Annotated in this window: 17 protein-coding genes and 1 pseudogene; 6 read left to right on the top strand and 12 right to left on the bottom strand. The window is 59.7% G+C overall.

Annotated elements, in window-relative coordinates; genetic code table 11:
- Positions 1-537 (top strand): TrkA C-terminal domain-containing protein (locus tag LD28_RS0106085; protein ID WP_033136112.1); only part of this gene is annotated, 537 nt, incomplete at its 5' end.
- 29 nt (positions 538-566) lie between these two features.
- On the opposite strand, the gene LD28_RS0106090 is transcribed toward LD28_RS0106085, so the two are convergent.
- The 5 genes and pseudogenes from LD28_RS0106090 to LD28_RS0106105 all read right to left on the bottom strand — a co-directional run bounded on the left by LD28_RS0106090 (position 567) and on the right by LD28_RS0106105 (position 4,247).
- On the bottom strand, positions 567-1,712 hold the full coding sequence (locus LD28_RS0106090; protein ID WP_033136113.1) for a patatin-like phospholipase family protein: 1,146 nt from the start codon (positions 1,710-1,712) through the stop codon (positions 567-569).
- Positions 1,713-1,825: 113 nt separating this feature from the next.
- Entirely contained in the window at positions 1,826-2,704 is an 879-nt protein-coding gene (locus tag LD28_RS0106095) for an alpha/beta hydrolase (protein ID WP_033136114.1), read from the bottom strand.
- Positions 2,705-2,786: 82 nt separating this feature from the next.
- The gene (locus LD28_RS0106100; RefSeq protein WP_033136115.1) at positions 2,787-3,383 is read right to left on the bottom strand and encodes a TetR/AcrR family transcriptional regulator; all 597 of its coding nucleotides are present in this window, start codon (positions 3,381-3,383) and stop codon (positions 2,787-2,789) included.
- 113 nt (positions 3,384-3,496) lie between these two features.
- A pseudogene (locus LD28_RS24000) lies at positions 3,497-3,589 on the bottom strand (DNA-binding response regulator); the annotation flags it as partial.
- Between the two features lie 13 nt (positions 3,590-3,602).
- Positions 3,603-4,247 (bottom strand): response regulator, encoded by a 645-nt coding sequence (locus LD28_RS0106105; protein ID WP_005338467.1) that lies wholly within the window; start codon positions 4,245-4,247, stop codon positions 3,603-3,605.
- A gap of 170 nt (positions 4,248-4,417) precedes the next feature.
- Between LD28_RS0106105 and LD28_RS0106110 the strand changes: the two genes are divergently transcribed.
- Positions 4,418-5,044 (top strand): glutathione S-transferase, encoded by a 627-nt coding sequence (locus tag LD28_RS0106110; protein WP_033136116.1) that lies wholly within the window; start codon positions 4,418-4,420, stop codon positions 5,042-5,044.
- 75 nt (positions 5,045-5,119) lie between these two features.
- On the opposite strand, the gene LD28_RS0106115 is transcribed toward LD28_RS0106110, so the two are convergent.
- The 5 genes from LD28_RS0106115 to LD28_RS0106135 form a co-directional block, all read right to left on the bottom strand.
- A complete protein-coding gene (locus LD28_RS0106115) occupies positions 5,120-7,231 on the bottom strand; it encodes an alpha-amylase (protein WP_033136117.1) in 2,112 nt (703 codons plus the stop codon).
- Between the two features lie 215 nt (positions 7,232-7,446).
- Positions 7,447-8,613 carry a hypothetical protein gene (locus tag LD28_RS0106120; RefSeq protein WP_033136118.1) on the bottom strand — a complete coding sequence of 389 codons (1,167 nt, stop codon included), beginning with the start codon at positions 8,611-8,613 and terminating at the stop codon, positions 7,447-7,449.
- Positions 8,613-8,984, bottom strand: coding sequence for a GtrA family protein (locus LD28_RS0106125; RefSeq protein ID WP_005338463.1), 372 nt, complete (start codon positions 8,982-8,984; stop codon positions 8,613-8,615). The genes LD28_RS0106120 and LD28_RS0106125 overlap by 1 nt, the downstream gene beginning before the upstream one ends.
- The gene (locus LD28_RS0106130) at positions 8,981-10,000 is read right to left on the bottom strand and encodes a glycosyltransferase family 2 protein (RefSeq protein WP_033136119.1); all 1,020 of its coding nucleotides are present in this window, start codon (positions 9,998-10,000) and stop codon (positions 8,981-8,983) included. Before LD28_RS0106130 ends, LD28_RS0106125 begins: the two co-directional genes overlap by 4 nt.
- A 55-nt stretch (positions 10,001-10,055) precedes the next feature.
- Positions 10,056-10,601: a hypothetical protein gene (locus tag LD28_RS0106135; protein WP_033136120.1), complete on the bottom strand. Its 546-nt coding sequence runs from the start codon at positions 10,599-10,601 to the stop codon at positions 10,056-10,058.
- A 327-nt stretch (positions 10,602-10,928) separates the two neighbouring features.
- On the opposite strand from LD28_RS0106135, the gene LD28_RS0106140 reads away from it, so the two are divergent.
- The 4 genes from LD28_RS0106140 to LD28_RS0106155 all read left to right on the top strand — a co-directional run bounded on the left by LD28_RS0106140 (position 10,929) and on the right by LD28_RS0106155 (position 14,268).
- On the top strand, positions 10,929-11,693 hold the full coding sequence (locus tag LD28_RS0106140; protein ID WP_033136121.1) for a substrate-binding periplasmic protein: 765 nt from the start codon (positions 10,929-10,931) through the stop codon (positions 11,691-11,693).
- Positions 11,694-11,772: 79 nt separating this feature from the next.
- Positions 11,773-13,257 (top strand): L,D-transpeptidase family protein, encoded by a 1,485-nt coding sequence (locus tag LD28_RS0106145; RefSeq protein ID WP_033136122.1) that lies wholly within the window; start codon positions 11,773-11,775, stop codon positions 13,255-13,257.
- Between the two features lie 166 nt (positions 13,258-13,423).
- A complete protein-coding gene (gene mepK, locus LD28_RS0106150; RefSeq protein ID WP_033136140.1) occupies positions 13,424-13,969 on the top strand; it encodes a peptidoglycan L,D-endopeptidase MepK in 546 nt (181 codons plus the stop codon).
- Positions 13,970-14,016: 47 nt separating this feature from the next.
- Positions 14,017-14,268, top strand: coding sequence for a lipoprotein (locus tag LD28_RS0106155; RefSeq protein WP_005338457.1), 252 nt, complete (start codon positions 14,017-14,019; stop codon positions 14,266-14,268).
- A 102-nt stretch (positions 14,269-14,370) separates the two neighbouring features.
- Here the strand turns inward: LD28_RS0106155 and LD28_RS0106160 are convergent, their stop codons facing one another.
- On the bottom strand, positions 14,371-14,985 hold the full coding sequence (locus LD28_RS0106160; protein ID WP_005338456.1) for a trimeric intracellular cation channel family protein: 615 nt from the start codon (positions 14,983-14,985) through the stop codon (positions 14,371-14,373).
- Between the two features lie 146 nt (positions 14,986-15,131).
- Positions 15,132-15,896 (bottom strand): sulfate transporter CysZ, encoded by a 765-nt coding sequence (gene cysZ, locus LD28_RS0106165; RefSeq protein ID WP_033136123.1) that lies wholly within the window; start codon positions 15,894-15,896, stop codon positions 15,132-15,134.
- Positions 15,897-15,964: the final 68 nt, after the last annotated feature.

The raw sequence follows: 15,964 nt of genomic DNA on the forward strand, positions 1-15,964 counted from the left end.
ACCTTCGATGATCGCAAGCGGGTGGAGGCGATGCTGGCGCTGATCCGCGAACTGGCGGGGGAGCTCAAGGTATTGGTGCGCACCCGGGATGACAGTTTTCTGGAGCAGTACAAGCAGGCGGGGGCGTTTGAGGTGATCCCCGAATCCCAAGAGGGGGCCCTGATGCTGGTCTCCCACCTGCTGCTCAACTGCGATATTCCTATCGGCCGGGTGATCCGGCGGATGGAGCTGGAGCGCAGCAGCCAGTATCGCTTCCTGCACGGCTTCTACTGGGGGGATCAGAGCGCCAGCAATCTGGAGGCGGATCAGCTGCTCGAACGTCTCCACCCGCTGTTGCTGCACGATCAGGCGTGGGCGGTAGGCCATGAATTGAGAGAGCTGCCGCTCGATGAGGTGCGGATCAAGGAGGTGCAGCGCGGGGATCAGAGTCTGGAGCCCAGACCCGAGCTGGTGCTGGCGGCTGGCGATCGGCTGATCCTGTTTGGTACCGTGGTGGCGATGGAGCAGGCGGAGCAGCGTCTGCTGGAGGGGCACTGAGTCCCCTCGCACTCATCGGCCGCGCCCCTTTACTCACGCTCTTTTGGTAGCCCTTCGATATCGAGGAAGGCGGCGACCCGCTCCCGCTCCCTGAGAGTGTCCTGATAGCCCAGCTTGATCAGCTGCTGGCAGTAACCCGGATAGAACATCAAAAAGCTGGCCAGACTGCTGGTCTCATCCCCCTTGACCCCGAGCACCCGCAACAGGCGGCGCAACTGCAGTGGCAGCTTGCGCAGATAGGCCAGCGCCATGGTGTCGAGATCCTGACTCGGCTTCAGCACGCAGGTATCCACCCGTTTCAGTTGCAGGCGGTTGCGCTCCCGCTCCGAGATCAGGTCCAGGGTCTGGTTGATGCGCCACAGCCGTTCCAGATCGGAGTTGAGGGTGTCGGTAAAGACCGTATCGAGCAGATGGCTGGCGATATTGGAGCTGGTGAGGTGGCCATGGTGATGGGTCGGCGCCGAGTGCTCAGGTGGATCGAGGGTGATCAGCAGGATCCGCTCCGCCCCCAGATGGATGGCGGGGCTGAGCGGGCTCAGCTGGTGGATGGAGCCGTCGCCGTAGAACTTCTCACCGATCCGGGTGGCCGGAAAGACGAAGGGGAGCGCCGAGGAGGCGAGCAGGTGCTCCGATGTAAGAAGGGTGCGTACCCCGCGCCGTCTTGCCCGCTCCCACGGATGGTGGTCGGCCCGCCCCTGGAAGAAGGTGGTGGAGAGACCGTCATCGTAATCCGACGCCGTGATGGCCAGCGCCTCCAGACTGCCGTAGAGGATGTTGTCATCGATGCGGTGATAGTCGATGAGCTGATCCAGCAGGCGGTGCAGCGGCGCGTTGTCAAAGAGGTGAAAGGCGTGGTTGGTGTGAGGATTGATCAGCCCCGCTGACCCCTCGTACATCAACCGCCACAGCAGTCGACCGGGGTGAAAATCGAAGATGTGGTGAGTCTCGAAGCGGCGCCAGACCCACTCCAGCTTGCGCACCCCCAGATGAAAGCAGGAGGCGTAGCAGGCCAGCGCAGTGACATTGATGGCCCCTGCCGAGGTGCCGCACAGGATGGGAAAGGGGATGCCGAGATTGCGCGGGTAGAGCTCCGCAATCGCCTTGAGGGCGCCGACCTGATAGGCGGCGCGAGCACCGCCACCGGTGAGCAACAACGCTGTATTGGGTCTGGCCATATGCTGGCGCCTTATTGTTGGCCCGAGAGGGGCGTTCCCACTGACAAGTTAACTATAAGGCGCTGTATCAAATATAAAAACGGGCGCTCGCCCGTTTTTTTCATGGCCCCCTGTCAAAGGGCGCGATGAGGATTTTCCGGCCGCGCCAGCTGATCGAAGGCGGCAAAGACCGGGGCGCTGGCGAGGATGCGACCGTGGCCCAGTCCCCGGGTGCTCACCAGCCGGGTATGACCATCCTGGCTGGCCCGCAGGGAGTCGTCATGAGGGGCAAACCTGTCCTCCTCGTCATGCACAATCATCGCCGCGCCGCTGCGATTGGCGAGTCGGCCCAGCGGGTCGACCGTGCTCAAGGGGTGCTGGTACTCCTGCTCAATATCCTTGACCACCGCATCGAACAACCGGATGGAGTAGCCGGAGCGCGCCACCATGCCGTAGAGCTGGGGCACATAGTCGAGCACCGGCGAAATCAACAGCAGCGGCAGGGTATCGATACTAGGCTGACGGCTGGAGAGTGTGACGGCGCCCCCCATGCTGTGGGCGATGACCCCGTGCAGCGGACCTACTTCGCTGGCCAACTGGGTCGCCAGCTCGTCAAAGGCGCGTACGAAGCGGGGCAGATGGCCGGTGTTGCCTGCACTATGGCCGTGGGCCGGATGATCGTAGGCAATGGCGGTGAAACCCTGCGCGGCGATATGGCTCATCAACGGATAGAACTGGCTGGCGCTGCCGGACCAGCCGTGCATCAGCAGCCACAGCGGCCCCTGACCGAGCCGATAGCTCATCACTGCCCCTTCGCTGGTATTGACGGCCTGTTTCACCAGACCGGCAGGTTCGCTGCCATCCCGCTGGTTGCGCTGGGGGGTGAGCAGCAACTTGCTGGCGGTGCGCTTGGCATGGCTGGGGGCGAGTCTGTGGTGCAACCGGGTGCCGATCCCCAGCAGCCATTTGCTCGGGCTGAAGCGGCGGGTGTTGAAGTAGATCTTGCTGCTCATGGTCATCCTGTGGTTTTTATGTGCGAACGGTCGTGCTTTTTTATCGGTTTTTAAAAGTTCGTGTTGAACGGATGCCAAAACATCAGCGCCAGCTGCTCAGCAGAGCGTCCACCTCGGGCCAGAAGTGGCGGGCCGGATCCTGACACAGTTCGAGATCGTTGAACACCTGATCCGCCAGATAGAGGCCATAGAGACGGTAAACGGCGCGCCAGGGATCCATCTCCCGTCGCCACTCACCAGCGGCCTGCCCCTGCACCACCTGACGGGCCAGATAGTCGAGCCAGAAGCGCACCAGTTGCCGGGCGGCTTGCTGCACCTGGCTCTTCTGTTCATGGCCATCCTGCGCCGAGGTCCAGGCATCGAGAAACATGCAGCGTCCGGCAAAGCAGTGGTTCCACGCCTGCCAGGCGCGCAGCAGGGCGATCAGCTTGTCGTGCTGGCTCTGGTGCTCCTGCTTGCGTACCGGCTGGATCACCCGCAGCCGAAACACTTCGGCGGCGTACTCCAGCACGGCGATCTGCAGATTGTCGCGGGATTGAAAGTGGGCAAACAGGCCGCTTTTCGACATTTCGCAGGCGCTGGCCAGCGAGCCTATGGTCAGGCTCTCCAGCCCTTGCTGGCTCGCCTGCTCAAAGGCAGTCTGCAAAATGTTTTCCCGGGTCAGGCGCCCTTTGCTCATCCTTCTCTCCTCGTTGGCGCTGGCAGCATAAAGTACGATCGTGCTAATTGTCGAGCAACAAATAGCCAGCATGGCTGGCTATATCGTCTCGCGCGTGTCACTGCGCGCGGGTTTCAGCTCTCCTTGATATCGAGCTGTTGCAGGGCGATGACTGCCTGAGTGCGGTTCTTGACCCCGAGCTTGCGAAAGGTTGTGGTGATATGGACCTGATGGGAGGGCTCAGCTCTCCTTGATATCGAGCTGTTGCAGGGCGATGACTGCCTGAGTGCGGTTCTTGACCCCGAGCTTGCGGAAGATGGCGGTGATATGCGCCTTGATGGTGGCCTCGGAGACGTTGAGCTCCCAAGCGATCTGCTTGTTGAGGCTGCCGTCGCGCAGCATGATCAGCACCTTGTACTGCTGTGGGGTGAGGCTGGCCAGCTTGCTGGCGAAATCGGGGCCATCTTCCGATTCGGGATGGAGCGAGATGCCTTCCGGCACCCAGTTATCCCCCCCGATCACCGTATTGAGGGCGTTGACCAGCTCCTTCATCGGCACCGATTTGGGAATGAAGCCGAGCGCCCCGAGCCGCAACACCTGCTGGATGATGGCCGCATCTTCCGAGGCTGAGACCACCACGATAGGCAGGTCGGGATATTGGCCGCGCAGGTGGGCCAGCCCCTCGAAGCCATTGGCCCCCGGCATCTTGAGATCGAGCAGCAGCAGGTCAACTTCGGGGTGCTCCCCCAGCAGACTGGTCAGGCTGTCGATGGAGTCAGCTTCCAGCAGTTGGGCGTCGTTGATGGCCATGTGCACCGCTTGGTAGAGGGCGCCCCGAAACAGGGGATGGTCATCTGCGATGACGATGGTAAATTGGCTGTCCATATTTCGGTTAATGGCTCACATTGTTGCTAACTGATTGTTTTGAAAAATCAAACTAGCATCGCTCACCAAGAGGGTCAAACCCGCCGGTGCGCAAATGTGAAGCGACCATCGGATGTGTTGCCATCAGGGCAGATCGGCTGGGCGCAGGCAACTCATGCAGGAGGCAAGAGATGAAATCCTTGGTATTGGCGGTGGGCACCGGCTCCACCTGGGCGATGCGGGCGGCACTGGTCCTCGCCATGAGCGGGTTGACGTGGCAGGAGCAGGTGTTCGATCTGGAGGATGACAAGTCGCTGGCGCGACTCAAGCGGCTGGCACCGGCGGGTCTGGTGCCCTGGCTGGAGCATGACGGGGTGCGGGTCCACGACTCGCTGGCCATCGCCGAATATGTTCACGAACTCTCTCCCGACCGTCAGCTCTATCCGGTTTCGCTGGTCGAGCGGGCGCTGGCCCGCAGTCTCTGCGCCGAGCTACACGCGGGATTTCGGCAGATCCGTTCTCTGCTCCCCTTCTTTCTTGGGGCGCCAACCCGTATCGATCCCCCGGTGGCGGCGGTCGGTGAGCTGGCCCGTTTGCAGGAGATCTGGTCGCAGGCGCGGGGCCCCTTCTACTTTGGCGAGGCGGGCATTGTCGACGCCTTCTATGCCGTAATGGCCTACCGGCTGGCCAGCTACGGCATCGTGCTGCCCGGTCAGGCCGGAGCCTATCAGCAGGCGCTGCTGGCCTGGCCCCTGTGGCAAGAGATGTTGGTCAAGGCGCGGTTGCAGTGGCCGGTGGCGGCGCGCCAGTCACAGTGAGTCGTGGCAGATGGATAAACGAGAGAGGGGAGCCAGTGGCTCCCCTTTATGTTGCTGGTGAAGGTGGCTTCGGGGTTACTTCTGCCGACCGGCAAAGACCACCACCACCTTGTCATCCCCCTTCTCCCGCACGAAGGCGTAGGGAGCATCCGAGAGTTTCTTATGGCTGCCTGCCGCAATGGCCGGATGGGCGGCGCGGAACTGGCCCAATTGCTGCCAGTGTTTGACCAGCTCAGCCTTGTCTCCGCTAGCCAGATCCTGCCAGTTCATGTCGGAGCGCAGTGCCTGATCGAACACCCCGCCATCCTTGGCCAGCCCGCGGCCGGACTCATCGCCGTAGTAGAGCTGGATGCCGCCCGGCAGCAGCATAAAGCTGTTAGCGACCCGGCGCTGCAGCGACACATCTTGATAGTCGCCAAAGAACAACTTGGTGTCGTGGGAGCTGATGTAGCTCAGCACGTTGAACTCGGGATCTTGATTGATGCGGCTGGCGTAGCTGGCATAGGTTGGCTCGGCTCCCGCCATGCACTGGGCCTGGGGCAGGGCGAACTCGCGCTGATAGTCGAAGTTGATCAGCGAATCGAAACCGTTCTGATACCAGAAATCCTTGGCCACCCCGTGATCCCACACCTCGCCCACCATGTAGAAGGGCAGATCGTCGAGTGCCTTCTCCGGGTTGGCGGTCTTCCACTCCTTGAGCGCAGTGGTGCCCGCCTGTTTGAGCTTGGCCCACACCTTGGGCTCCAGATGTTTGACGGTGTCGGCCCGAAAACCGTCGATGCCGAAGCGGCGCACCCAGTCGGTGTGCCAAGCGATGAGATAGTCACTAACGGTCGCGTTGGGCAACGCCTTGGCCCTGGTATCTTTTTTCGCCGCCAGCAGCAGCGGCAACCCTACCGGTTTGGTCGATTCGGTGAGGAAGTCCGGTAGCCCCGCCACCGAGCCGGTGACATCGTCGGTGCCGGGCTGTGGGTAGCCGGGCAGACCGGCGCGCACCCAGTCACCGCTCCACCACTTGTTCCACGCTGGCGATTGATAGTCGATGAACTGGTTGTAGCCATGCCAGTTGAGGCCGCCGCTCGGGCGCCACTGGTTCCAGGTGGTCGGCAGTTTGGCTGTGTTCTGGGTCAGCTCGGTGAGCCCCAGATCCTGCAGATCGGCGAGGGTGGCGTAACCGGCGTGGTTCATCACCACGTCGAGGATGATCCGCATGCCGCGCTTGTGGGCTTCGTCCACTAGCGTCTTCAGGCTCTCTTCATCGCCGTAGTTGGGGTCAATCTTGGTGAAGTCGAGCGCCCAGTAGCCGTGGTAGGCGTAGAAGGGGAAGTTGCCCTGCTCGCCACCGCCGATAAAACCGTGCACCTGCTCCACCATGGGAGTGATCCAGATGGCATTCATGCCGAGGCTCTTGATGTAGTCGAGCTTCTCGGTCAGCCCTTTAAAATCGCCGCCGTGCCAGGTTGCCACCTCATCCTGCCCATCCTTCTGGCGGCCGAAGCTGTGATCGTTGGCAGGATCGCCGTTGTGGAAGCGATCGGTTAGCAAGAAATAGACGCTCGCCTGATCCCAGCTGAAAGGTGCTTGCTTGGCTGCCTTGACCGGTTCGAGCAGCAGCAGGCCGCCGCTCTCTTTACTCGGGGTCAGAGTCAGTTTGCCCTGTTTGACTACCGCCTCTTGTTTTGAGTAGCCATCCCGCAGCCGGGTGCCGTCGGGCCAGACCCCTTGCAAGGATACCGTGACCGGGCCGCCATCCCAGCTGATGCAGGGCTCCTCTGGCGGCTGGCGCTTGAACTCGCTCTTTTTGGTCGCCCGCAGCACCTTGAGGCTGGGGGTATCAGGGTTGAAGGTGAACTGATACTCCCCTGCCAGCATCACCCGCAGGTTAAAGCTCTGATCCTTGCTGCACTTGTCCATCGGCTGGGCGGTGCCGAAGGGAAGCGGTTTGCTCTCGCTCGGGCCAAAGCTGGTGCCACAACTGTTGCCTGCGTCGCTGATGCGGATCTGGTGGCTCCCCTTGGCGAGCGTATGGGTCAGCTCCACCGTGCCCTTGTCCAGCACGATCGGGGTCGCCACCGGTTGACCATCCACATAGAGGTGAACCTCGGGGGCGGCTATCGCCTGTTGGGTGAACAGCGGGGCTGCCAGCAAGGCAAGCCAGAGGGGGGATAAAAGGGGAGCGCGACGCATAAGCCATTCCTTGAGCAGGGCAGTTCGGACAAGGGCCCATTCTAGGAGGCCATAAGGCACTGTTGGATCGGCAAAATACCGATTTGTGAACTCAGTGCAAATGGTTACGTTTTCAAGCCGTGGAAAGTGTGACGGAGACGGGAGTGAGATGAATCTGGGGATAAAAAATGCCGGTCAGGTGACCGGCATTTGGGGTGTCAGGCATCGTCGTCACATCAGACGGTGAAGAACTTGAAGTTGACGAAGGCCACCGCGATGAAGGAGGCAACCATGCCGCTGATGCAGAGTACCGCAGGACGGATGGCGGGCCAGCGATGGGTCAGCAGAATGATGGCCAACAGGGTCGGGTAGAGCCCGAACATGTAGCGCGGCATGGCGTTGAGGCCGGTCATCAGCGGAATGGTGCAGCAGATGAACATCAGAGTCGCCTCGGCCCAGCGCTTCTGACTGAACAGATAGAGGTTCAGGCACCAGCCAAAGATCACCATGATGGAGAGGTAGGCCTTGCGACCGCCCAGCTCGAAACCGCTCAGCCACCAGTCCAGCGGGCTGTCCATGTAGCGACCCCAGGCCACCTGAATATGCTTGAATGCCAGCGCATCACCGGTCAGGTGATAGAGGTAGAGCATGTAGGCAAACAGGCCAAAGGGGATCATCCAGAGGGTGAATACCACCTTGAAGGCCCGCTCGGTGAAGCGGAAAAACTCCCGCCAGCCGTAGGCTTGCAGCGCCAGGATCAGCACCGGGAAGACCATCATCACCCCCAGGTTGCGGGTACCGGAGATACAGACCCCCAGCAGGGCAACCATCAGCCACTGCTCCCGATAGGCGAACAGGAACATCCCCAGCATCAGCGCCATAAAGGTCGACTCGGTATAACCGGAGACGAAGTAGGCGGAGAAGGGAGAGAAGGCGAGCAACCAGACGCCAAAGCGGGCGGTATCATCCCCCAGCTTGAGCTGACGCAACACCAGCAACATCAGCGGCAGGCTGGCGAAGAAGGAGGCGTTGGCCACAATGATGAGGCCGATCAGGCTCTCGACATTGAACAGGTTGGAGATGGCGCCGGAAACCATCGGATAGAGCGGCATAAAGGCCCAGTTGGCCGCATTGCCCTTGCTCAGCCAGCGCGGGTAGAGGTCGTAGCCGTTTTCGATGATGCGCTGGAACCAGACGCAGTCAAACTGGCAATAGGCCTGCAGCGGGCCGATGTCGGGGGAGCCATAGAGCTGGACACCGAAGTAGCCCATGCCATACAGCGCTACCCGGCTCAGCATGAAGGCGGCGATGATCATCAGCCAGTCACGACCGCTGATGCGCAGTGACGGGCGATAGGGGAGTGCAGCCCCGGTTAGCGGGGCAGTATTGGTCATATCATTCATCAGGCAAAAACCCAGACGCGAGAGAGAACGTAAGTGAGGACGGTAACCGTCAGGGTGGCGATGACCACCGGCAGCAGACCGGAGAGCCCCGCAAACAGCAGGCCGCTCAGGATCAGGTTACGCACCGCCAGCGAGAAGAGGGCGACCAGCAGAAACTTGCTGGCGGCTCCCTGCTTCTGGAAGGTGATGTAGCGGTGACCAAAGAAGGAGAACCAGAACGCGATGGCAAAAGCCAGCGTGGTAACCAGATGCTCCGAGATGGTTGGCCAGGTATGAAACAGTGCGATGGAGGTGCCAAGATCGACGAGGGTAGCCCCCCCGCCGACAAAACCGAAACGTACCAGCCGCCAGAATTCCTCGCGGGAGATCATTGAGGCGCTTGCTCCTGCTTATCTTGCTGTTCTTTTACATCATCCGGCTTTTTATTGGCATCCCGCTTGGCGTACTCGCCATAGATACCTTCGATGAGGTAGACGGGACGCTGCTTCACTTCCACAAACATGCGGCCGATGTACTCGCCGATGATGCCCAGCGACAACAGCTGGATACCGCCGAGGAACAGCACCACGGACATCAGGGAGGCGTAACCGGGCACGTCGATGCCGAAGAAGAGCACCTGAGTGATGATTTTCAGGATGTAGAGGAAGGCAACCAGCGAGACACTTACCCCCACATAGCTCCAGACTCGCAGCGGCCAGCTGGAGAAGCTGAGCAGACCATCGAGGGCGAAGTTCCACAGTTTCCAGTAGTTGAACTTGGTTTCACCGGCGTGACGGGCAGGGCGCTCGTAGGGGACGCCAACGGCACGGAAACCGGCCCAGGCGAACAGACCCTTCATGAAGCGGTTGCGCTCGGGCAGTTGCTTGATTGCCTCGACCACGCGGCGATCGATCAGGCGGAAGTCACCGGCATTCTCCGGCAGCTTGGTGCTGGTGGAGAGGGCGTTGAAGAAACGGTAGAAACCTCCGGCAGTCAGGCGCTTCATCGGAGTATCGGCGCTGCGATCGACCCGGATGCCGTAGACGGTGTCATAGTCACCGGTTTGCCACAGTTTGACGAATTCCAGGATCAGGGCGGGCGGGTCTTGCAGATCCACGTCCATCGGCACGATGGCATCCCCTTTGGCCTGATGCAGGCCTGCGGTCATTGCCGCTTCCTTGCCGAAGTTGCGGGCCAGGTTGACCAGGGTCACGCGCGGGTCGCGGGCGATGGCCTGCTCGACCACCTCACGGGTGCGGTCACGGCTGCCATCGTTGACGAATACAATTTCAAGCTGGTCTTTCAGCGGGGCGAGTTCATTGTCTATCGCGTTGATGAAGGCATCGATGCTCTCTTCCTCGTTGTAAACGGGAACGACCAGAGAGAGTCGAAAATCTGGATGCGACATAAGAACGTCCTTATTTGGGATAGTTGTTTTTATTAAATGGTGTTCGGGTCAAGATTCACTGGGCAACGGTCAAGCGCACCGACTGCACATTGATGGGGGTAGGTGCCGAGAGCGCCAGAAAGTTGGGGCGCTTGGGATCTGCAGTGAGCGAGTCACCCGGCAGACTGAGACGGATTTCATTGATACCCGCTTTGGCCAGCTTCACCGTGGTGGTGAAGTCGTGACCCAGCGCCACTTTCAACAGGGCCCCGGCTTCCGGGCTGTTGATGCGGGCGTGTACGGTGAGCTGATCCGGATTGGCCGACTGTTTGGGCAGCACGAAATAGAGACCGCCCTGACCGGTGAGCAGGGTTCCTTCATCGCTCGGCTTCTTGGCCCAGCCTTCGCTGGAGAGGAAGCGGCTCGGTTTGGTCAGATTGAGCTCGTTACCCGGCTGATAGGTCATGCTGGAGTTGTGTTCCCAGAAGCGGGTCTTGCCTTCCAGATAATAGAGCTTGTAGGCCAGGCTCACGTTGGGGTGAGCAGCCAGATAGAGGGTGTAAAGATAAAAACCGCTTAACGCCATAATGGCTGTCAAAAAACCGAACTTTTTGTACGTCATATCACTCTCTAGGCCTGACAAAAAATGGGTAGGCTGATGTCGCGCATATGCTAATCCAATTGCAAAAAAAGCATAGTGGATCACAAAAAAATATTTGGTCACATATTAACCCCTTTTGTCCTCGGTTCCAAATATTGCGCTCTTTATTGTTAATAATGCCAACAAGAGATAAGTCTCTGATGACACAGGCATGACGATACCAGATCGCAATCAGACTCATGCTATTGGCAGCGTCATATTCTTGCGGATACGTATTGTGATGCGGGCTCTATCGCCATTTTGCAGGTGCCGCTTTATGATGGCGCATCTTTCTGTCAAGGATGACTTATGAAGTGGATATTCCATGTCTGGCTGCTCGTCTGCTGGGCTCCGCTCGCCTCTGCCGCCAGCCTCTGTCCCACCCCCATCAAGGTTGGCTTCGATAACTGGCCCCCCTATCACTATCACGATGCTGATTCGCCCAAGCAGGTGCACGGCTATGCGGCCGAGGTGCTCTCTGCCGTGCTGGCTAAAATGGGCTGCAAAATCGATTATCTGGAGTTGCCATGGAAACGGGTGCTTCAGGAGATGGAGTTCGGCGGGGTTGATATGGCGATGGAGGCCAATATCAACCAAGAGCGCAGCCGTTATGCCTATTTCTCTGACCCCTATAATCCGGGACGGACCTTGCTGTGGGTCCGCAAGGGCAGCAACTATCAGGAGCAGGATCTCGCCAGCTGGCTTGCCAAGGGCTACACACTGGGGATCACCAAGGAGTATTTCTACGGTGATGAGGTGATGGCCTTGCTGGGGCGTTATGCCAAGCAGGTGAGTGCGGTGAGCGATAAGCAGAATTATGAGAAGCTGGCCCGGGGACGTATTGACGGATTCCTTGGCGACATGCTGGCCACGCCCAGCGGGCTTGCCAAGGAGGGGATGGGGGGGCAATTCTCCTATCACCCTATGGTGGTATATGAATCGCCAAGCTTTTTTATGATGAGCAAGCGCAGCCTGTCCCCTCAATTTTTGCAGCATTTCAATCAGGCATTAGCGGAATTCAAGGCCAGCGACGAGTATGACATTATCTGGCGACGCTATGCCCCGGGGAACTAGCAAAGTGATCGCCATTCACGCATCATGAGCGGCCTGTTGATCAGGTCTGACAGAGTGCATAAACCGTTTCGAGGTGTCCATGGGGATGAAGTATTGGCTGGCTCTTGCCAACCTGGTGTGGCTGGGATGTTTGCCCGCCGGCGTGGTACATGCAGCCGAATCACACGTTGTGATGGCTGCCAGCGAAACCCGGCATGACTGGTATCAGGGCAGTCAGGCCGAACAGGCCCGTATCGAGTTGGAGCAACAGTTGCAAGAGGCTGTATTGGCCCAACTCCATCCCGATTTCTTCACGTTGTGGAAACGCCTGCAGGCGGCTCCGGCTGCCAAGCGGGGTGCCATCTATGACGAGGCATTTACCAAACTGGCCCGTTTTCAGCATGCCTGGCGGGGGATGGATCTGGTCTCTCGCGAGCAGATGAAGACCCTCAAGCTCGATTTGAACCGCCCCGTGGTAAACAAACCCAGCGAGGAGGACCTGCTCACTCAGGTGAAATCCTTGCGTCCCCAGGTAGCGGAATACGAAGCGGTACGGGCAAAAGTACACAAGCTGCTGGCGATGCCGATGGCCAGCAAGTGGCCGACGCTCGATATGCCGACCCTGCGTGCCGGAGATAGCTCTGCTGCACTGGGCCAGCTTCGTGCCATGCTCAACGAGCTGGGCGACAGCGCCCCGAGCCACGGTGACCTGATTTATGATGGCGATACCGAGCAGGCCGTCAAACAGTTCCAGCGTCGTCATGGCCTCACCGCGGACGGTATCATCGGCCGCCAGACCCGCTCCTGGCTCAATACCGGCCCGCAGGTGCGCGCCAGCTTGCTGCTGCGCAACCTGTGGCGCCGCGATCTGGTGGATCAGCTCGCCAGTGGCCGCTACGTACTGGTCAATATTCCCGACTACCGCCTGAGTGTGGTGGAGTCCGGCAGCGAGGTGTTCACCAGCCGGGTCATCGTCGGCAAGGAGCAGCGGGCCACCCCCATTCTGGCCAGCGAGATCCGCTCCATCGTACTCAACCCCTCCTGGCATGTGCCGCGCTCGATCCTGAGCAAGGACATTCTGCCCAAGCTGGGCCGTGATCCTGCCTACCTCAATCGCGAGCAGTTCGAGGTGATCGATAGCGAGGGCAACCCGGTGCAGTTCACCGAAGAGGGGTGGCATCAGGCGCTGGCCGCCGGTTTCCCCTATCGCCTGCGGCAAAAACCGGGTGATCACAATGCCCTGGGTCGCTACAAGTTCTACCTGCCCAACAATGACGCCATCTATCTGCACTCCACCCCGCGCAAGGCGCTGTTCGAGCAGGGGGCGCGCGCCTTCAGTTCGGGCTGCATCCGGGTGGAACATGCGGACGATCTGGCCGAGCTGTTGCTGGCAGATTCCCGCTATCAGCCGGACAAGGTGGCCAATATCCTCAAGGAGAGCCAGACCAAATGGTTGCCGCTCACCACGCCGATCCCGGTCTTTACCGTCTACTGGAGCAGCTGGATCGACGAAAATGGTCGCCAGCAACTGCGCAACGACATCTACGGATTTGATCGGGTCAGCTTCCAGAGCCGCCTGCTGTGATCCCTGCCACAGAGTGAAAAGCCCGGCCTGTGCCGGGCTTTTCTATGGGCGATTGAGGTTTGACAGGGCCCCCCGCCGGAGGGTAGTTTCAAGCGCCTGTATCAAATTCACTCAGTGACCTTATTCACAACTATTTTCGCTTGAATCTGCGATGGACGAACCCCTTATGCTGGAACAAGAGATAAGTCGACGTCGCCTGTTGTTGGGAGCCGGTTGCCTGCTGGGCAGCTCGCTGATCTCCTTCCCTGCACTGGCAAGCCGCAGTACCACCGGGCGTGAACTCAGTTTCTTCAATCTCAATACCGGCGAGCGGGTGCGTGCCAGTTATTGGGAGAATGGCCACTATCTGAGCGACGGGTTGGCCGAGCTCAACCACATCTTCCGCGATTACCGGCGCAACGAAGTGTTCAACATCGACAAGAAGCTGTTTGATCAGCTGTTCCTGTTGCAGCACAAACTGGGTCGGCGCAGCGAAATCCAGCTGATCTCCGGCTATCGCGCCCCGGCGACCAATCGTCAGAAGCGCCACAAGAGCCGCGGCGTGGCCAAGCACAGCTACCACACCCTGGGGCAGGCGGTGGATGTGCGGATCCCCGGCGTACAGCTGGCCCATCTGCGCAAGGCGGCCCTCAATCTCAAAGTGGGTGGGGTCGGTTACTATCCCCGTGACAACTTCGTTCACCTCGATACCGGCCCGGTCCGCAGCTGGTAAAGGGGTTGGCAAGCTGCCAAGCTCTTCCCACCAGTGAGGAGATAGCGATGAAAAAGATAGTGATTGGCGGCCTGATCGCCCTGTTGTTGACCGGTTGCAGCAAGCTCAACCGCGAAAATTACGACCAGTTGAAGATGGGGATGAGTTACGCCGAGGCCAGCACCATTCTGGGCAAGGCGGAGCGCTGTGATGATGCGCTGGGCACCACCAGCTGCCTCTGGGGCGGGGAAGGGAAGAACATCAAGATCCGCTTTATCGCCGACAAGGCGACCTTCTTCAGCTCGGAAGGGATTAACTGAGCCGTAACTGGGTTGCTCAAACAGCACAGCCATGAAAAAAGCGCCACCCGGGCGCTTTTTTGTTGTTCGCAATTCATGCCACCTGGCCAGAAACTGGCGTACTCAGTGGGTGGCGTACTGATAGTTGAAGGTGGGTAGTCCCCACTTGAAGCGTACCGCCAGCAGTCGCAGTACAAAGCCGATCCCGATGGAACCGAACGCTGCCCAGTTGGTCGGCAAGCCCTGATCCAGCGCCAGACAGTAGAGCGCTGCGGTGATCAGCGAAATGGCCGCATAGAGCTCGCGACGAAACACCAGCGGAATGCGCTGGCAGAGCAGGTCCCGCAGCACCCCGCCAAACACCCCGGTCACCACCGCCATGATGCAGGCAATACCGGCGCCGTGGCCCATATCCAGTGCACGGGCCGCGCCAAAGATAGAGAAGACCACCAGTCCCAGGGCATCGAGGGCCATGAACAGCTTGCCGAGATAGCGCATCAGGGGGGCGGAGACCACACCCGCCATCGCAGCAGCGGCAACCAGCAGCACATATTCCGGATGCTCAATCCAGAGCAGCGGATAGTGGCCCAGCAGCACATCGCGAATGGTACCGCCACCGATGGCCGTCGCCGAGGCGATGATTACCACACCAAACAGATCCATCCGTCGCCGACCCGCAGCCAGTGCGCCGGTCATCCCTTCGGCCACCAGGCCCACCAAGAAGAGTGCATGTAACATGAGATATCCCAGGGAACGAGAAAGGCCCGCATCCTACCAACTCGTGTTATATGGGACAAGCAATCGAATGCATGCATTAATTTAATTCATGCTAAATGCGAAAAAGGCACCGTTTCGGGTGCCTTTTTCTAATCAATGTTCAAGGGTTAGCGCCCCAACTGCTCCTGCCGGTAGTGATCGACCCACATGGCGGTGGCGCCACAGATGGCGACCGGCATCACGAAGAGGTTAACCACCGGAATGGCGGAGAAGAGGGTGACCAACGCGCCAAAGCTCAGGCACTTGCCGCGGCGTTGCTTCAAGGCATCGCGCATGGTGATGAAGCCGATCTTGTGGTTGTCGAACGGATAGTCGACGTACTGGATAGCCATCATCCAGGCGCTGAACAGGAACCAGAGCACCGGCGCCAGGGTCTGGCCCACCACCGGGATCAGGAACAGGATCAGGCAGCCGATGGCCTTGGGCAGGTAGTACTTCAGCTTGGTCCATTCACGGCCGAAGGTGCGCGGCACATCCTTGACGATATCCAGCATGCCGCTGTCATTGGCGGGCTGGCCGGTGAGGATCTGCTCCACTTTCTCCGCCAGCAGGCCGTTGAAGGGGGCTGCGACCCAGTTGGCGACCGAGCTGAAGATAAAGGAGAAGACCACCAGTATGGTGATGAGGGCGATGGGCCACAGCAGATAGTCCAGCCAGTCGAGCCAGGCGGGGATCTGCTGATGGAGCCAGGCGAACAGGCCGTCCAGTTGCAGCAGCAGGGCATAGAAGGCCCCGGCAAACAGCACGAAGTTGACCAGCAGGGGGATCAGCACAAAGGTGCGGATGCCCGGTTGGCGAATAAGGGAAAACCCGCGCAGGAAGTAGTCTGCACCGCTGATTGAATCTTTGACCATATGGGGTGATTGGCTCATGTGAGCTCCATCTATGCATGGGAGAACTGCCAGCATATTACAAACAAGCCTTTGATTTGGTAAAGTCG

This window comes from Aeromonas finlandensis, assembly GCF_000764645.1.
In the GTDB taxonomy this organism is placed as follows: Bacteria; Pseudomonadota; Gammaproteobacteria; order Enterobacterales; family Aeromonadaceae; genus Aeromonas; species Aeromonas finlandensis.

Coding starts and splice junctions, on each gene's coding strand:
- mepK (WP_033136140.1), top strand. CDS start 13,424: ATGCTGGAACAAGAGATAAGTCGACGTCGCCTGTTGTTGGGAGCCGGT.
- LD28_RS0106100 (WP_033136115.1), bottom strand. CDS start 3,383: ATGAGCAAAGGGCGCCTGACCCGGGAAAACATTTTGCAGACTGCCTTT.
- LD28_RS0106095 (WP_033136114.1), bottom strand. CDS start 2,704: ATGAGCAGCAAGATCTACTTCAACACCCGCCGCTTCAGCCCGAGCAAA.
- LD28_RS0106140 (WP_033136121.1), top strand. CDS start 10,929: ATGAAGTGGATATTCCATGTCTGGCTGCTCGTCTGCTGGGCTCCGCTC.
- LD28_RS0106135 (WP_033136120.1), bottom strand. CDS start 10,601: ATGACGTACAAAAAGTTCGGTTTTTTGACAGCCATTATGGCGTTAAGC.
- LD28_RS0106120 (WP_033136118.1), bottom strand. CDS start 8,613: ATGAATGATATGACCAATACTGCCCCGCTAACCGGGGCTGCACTCCCC.
- LD28_RS0106115 (WP_033136117.1), bottom strand. CDS start 7,231: ATGCGTCGCGCTCCCCTTTTATCCCCCCTCTGGCTTGCCTTGCTGGCA.
- LD28_RS0106125 (WP_005338463.1), bottom strand. CDS start 8,984: ATGATCTCCCGCGAGGAATTCTGGCGGCTGGTACGTTTCGGTTTTGTC.
- LD28_RS0106090 (WP_033136113.1), bottom strand. CDS start 1,712: ATGGCCAGACCCAATACAGCGTTGTTGCTCACCGGTGGCGGTGCTCGC.
- LD28_RS0106105 (WP_005338467.1), bottom strand. CDS start 4,247: ATGGACAGCCAATTTACCATCGTCATCGCAGATGACCATCCCCTGTTT.
- LD28_RS0106145 (WP_033136122.1), top strand. CDS start 11,773: ATGGGGATGAAGTATTGGCTGGCTCTTGCCAACCTGGTGTGGCTGGGA.
- LD28_RS0106110 (WP_033136116.1), top strand. CDS start 4,418: ATGAAATCCTTGGTATTGGCGGTGGGCACCGGCTCCACCTGGGCGATG.
- LD28_RS0106130 (WP_033136119.1), bottom strand. CDS start 10,000: ATGTCGCATCCAGATTTTCGACTCTCTCTGGTCGTTCCCGTTTACAAC.
- cysZ (WP_033136123.1), bottom strand. CDS start 15,896: ATGAGCCAATCACCCCATATGGTCAAAGATTCAATCAGCGGTGCAGAC.
- LD28_RS0106155 (WP_005338457.1), top strand. CDS start 14,017: ATGAAAAAGATAGTGATTGGCGGCCTGATCGCCCTGTTGTTGACCGGT.
- LD28_RS0106160 (WP_005338456.1), bottom strand. CDS start 14,985: ATGTTACATGCACTCTTCTTGGTGGGCCTGGTGGCCGAAGGGATGACC.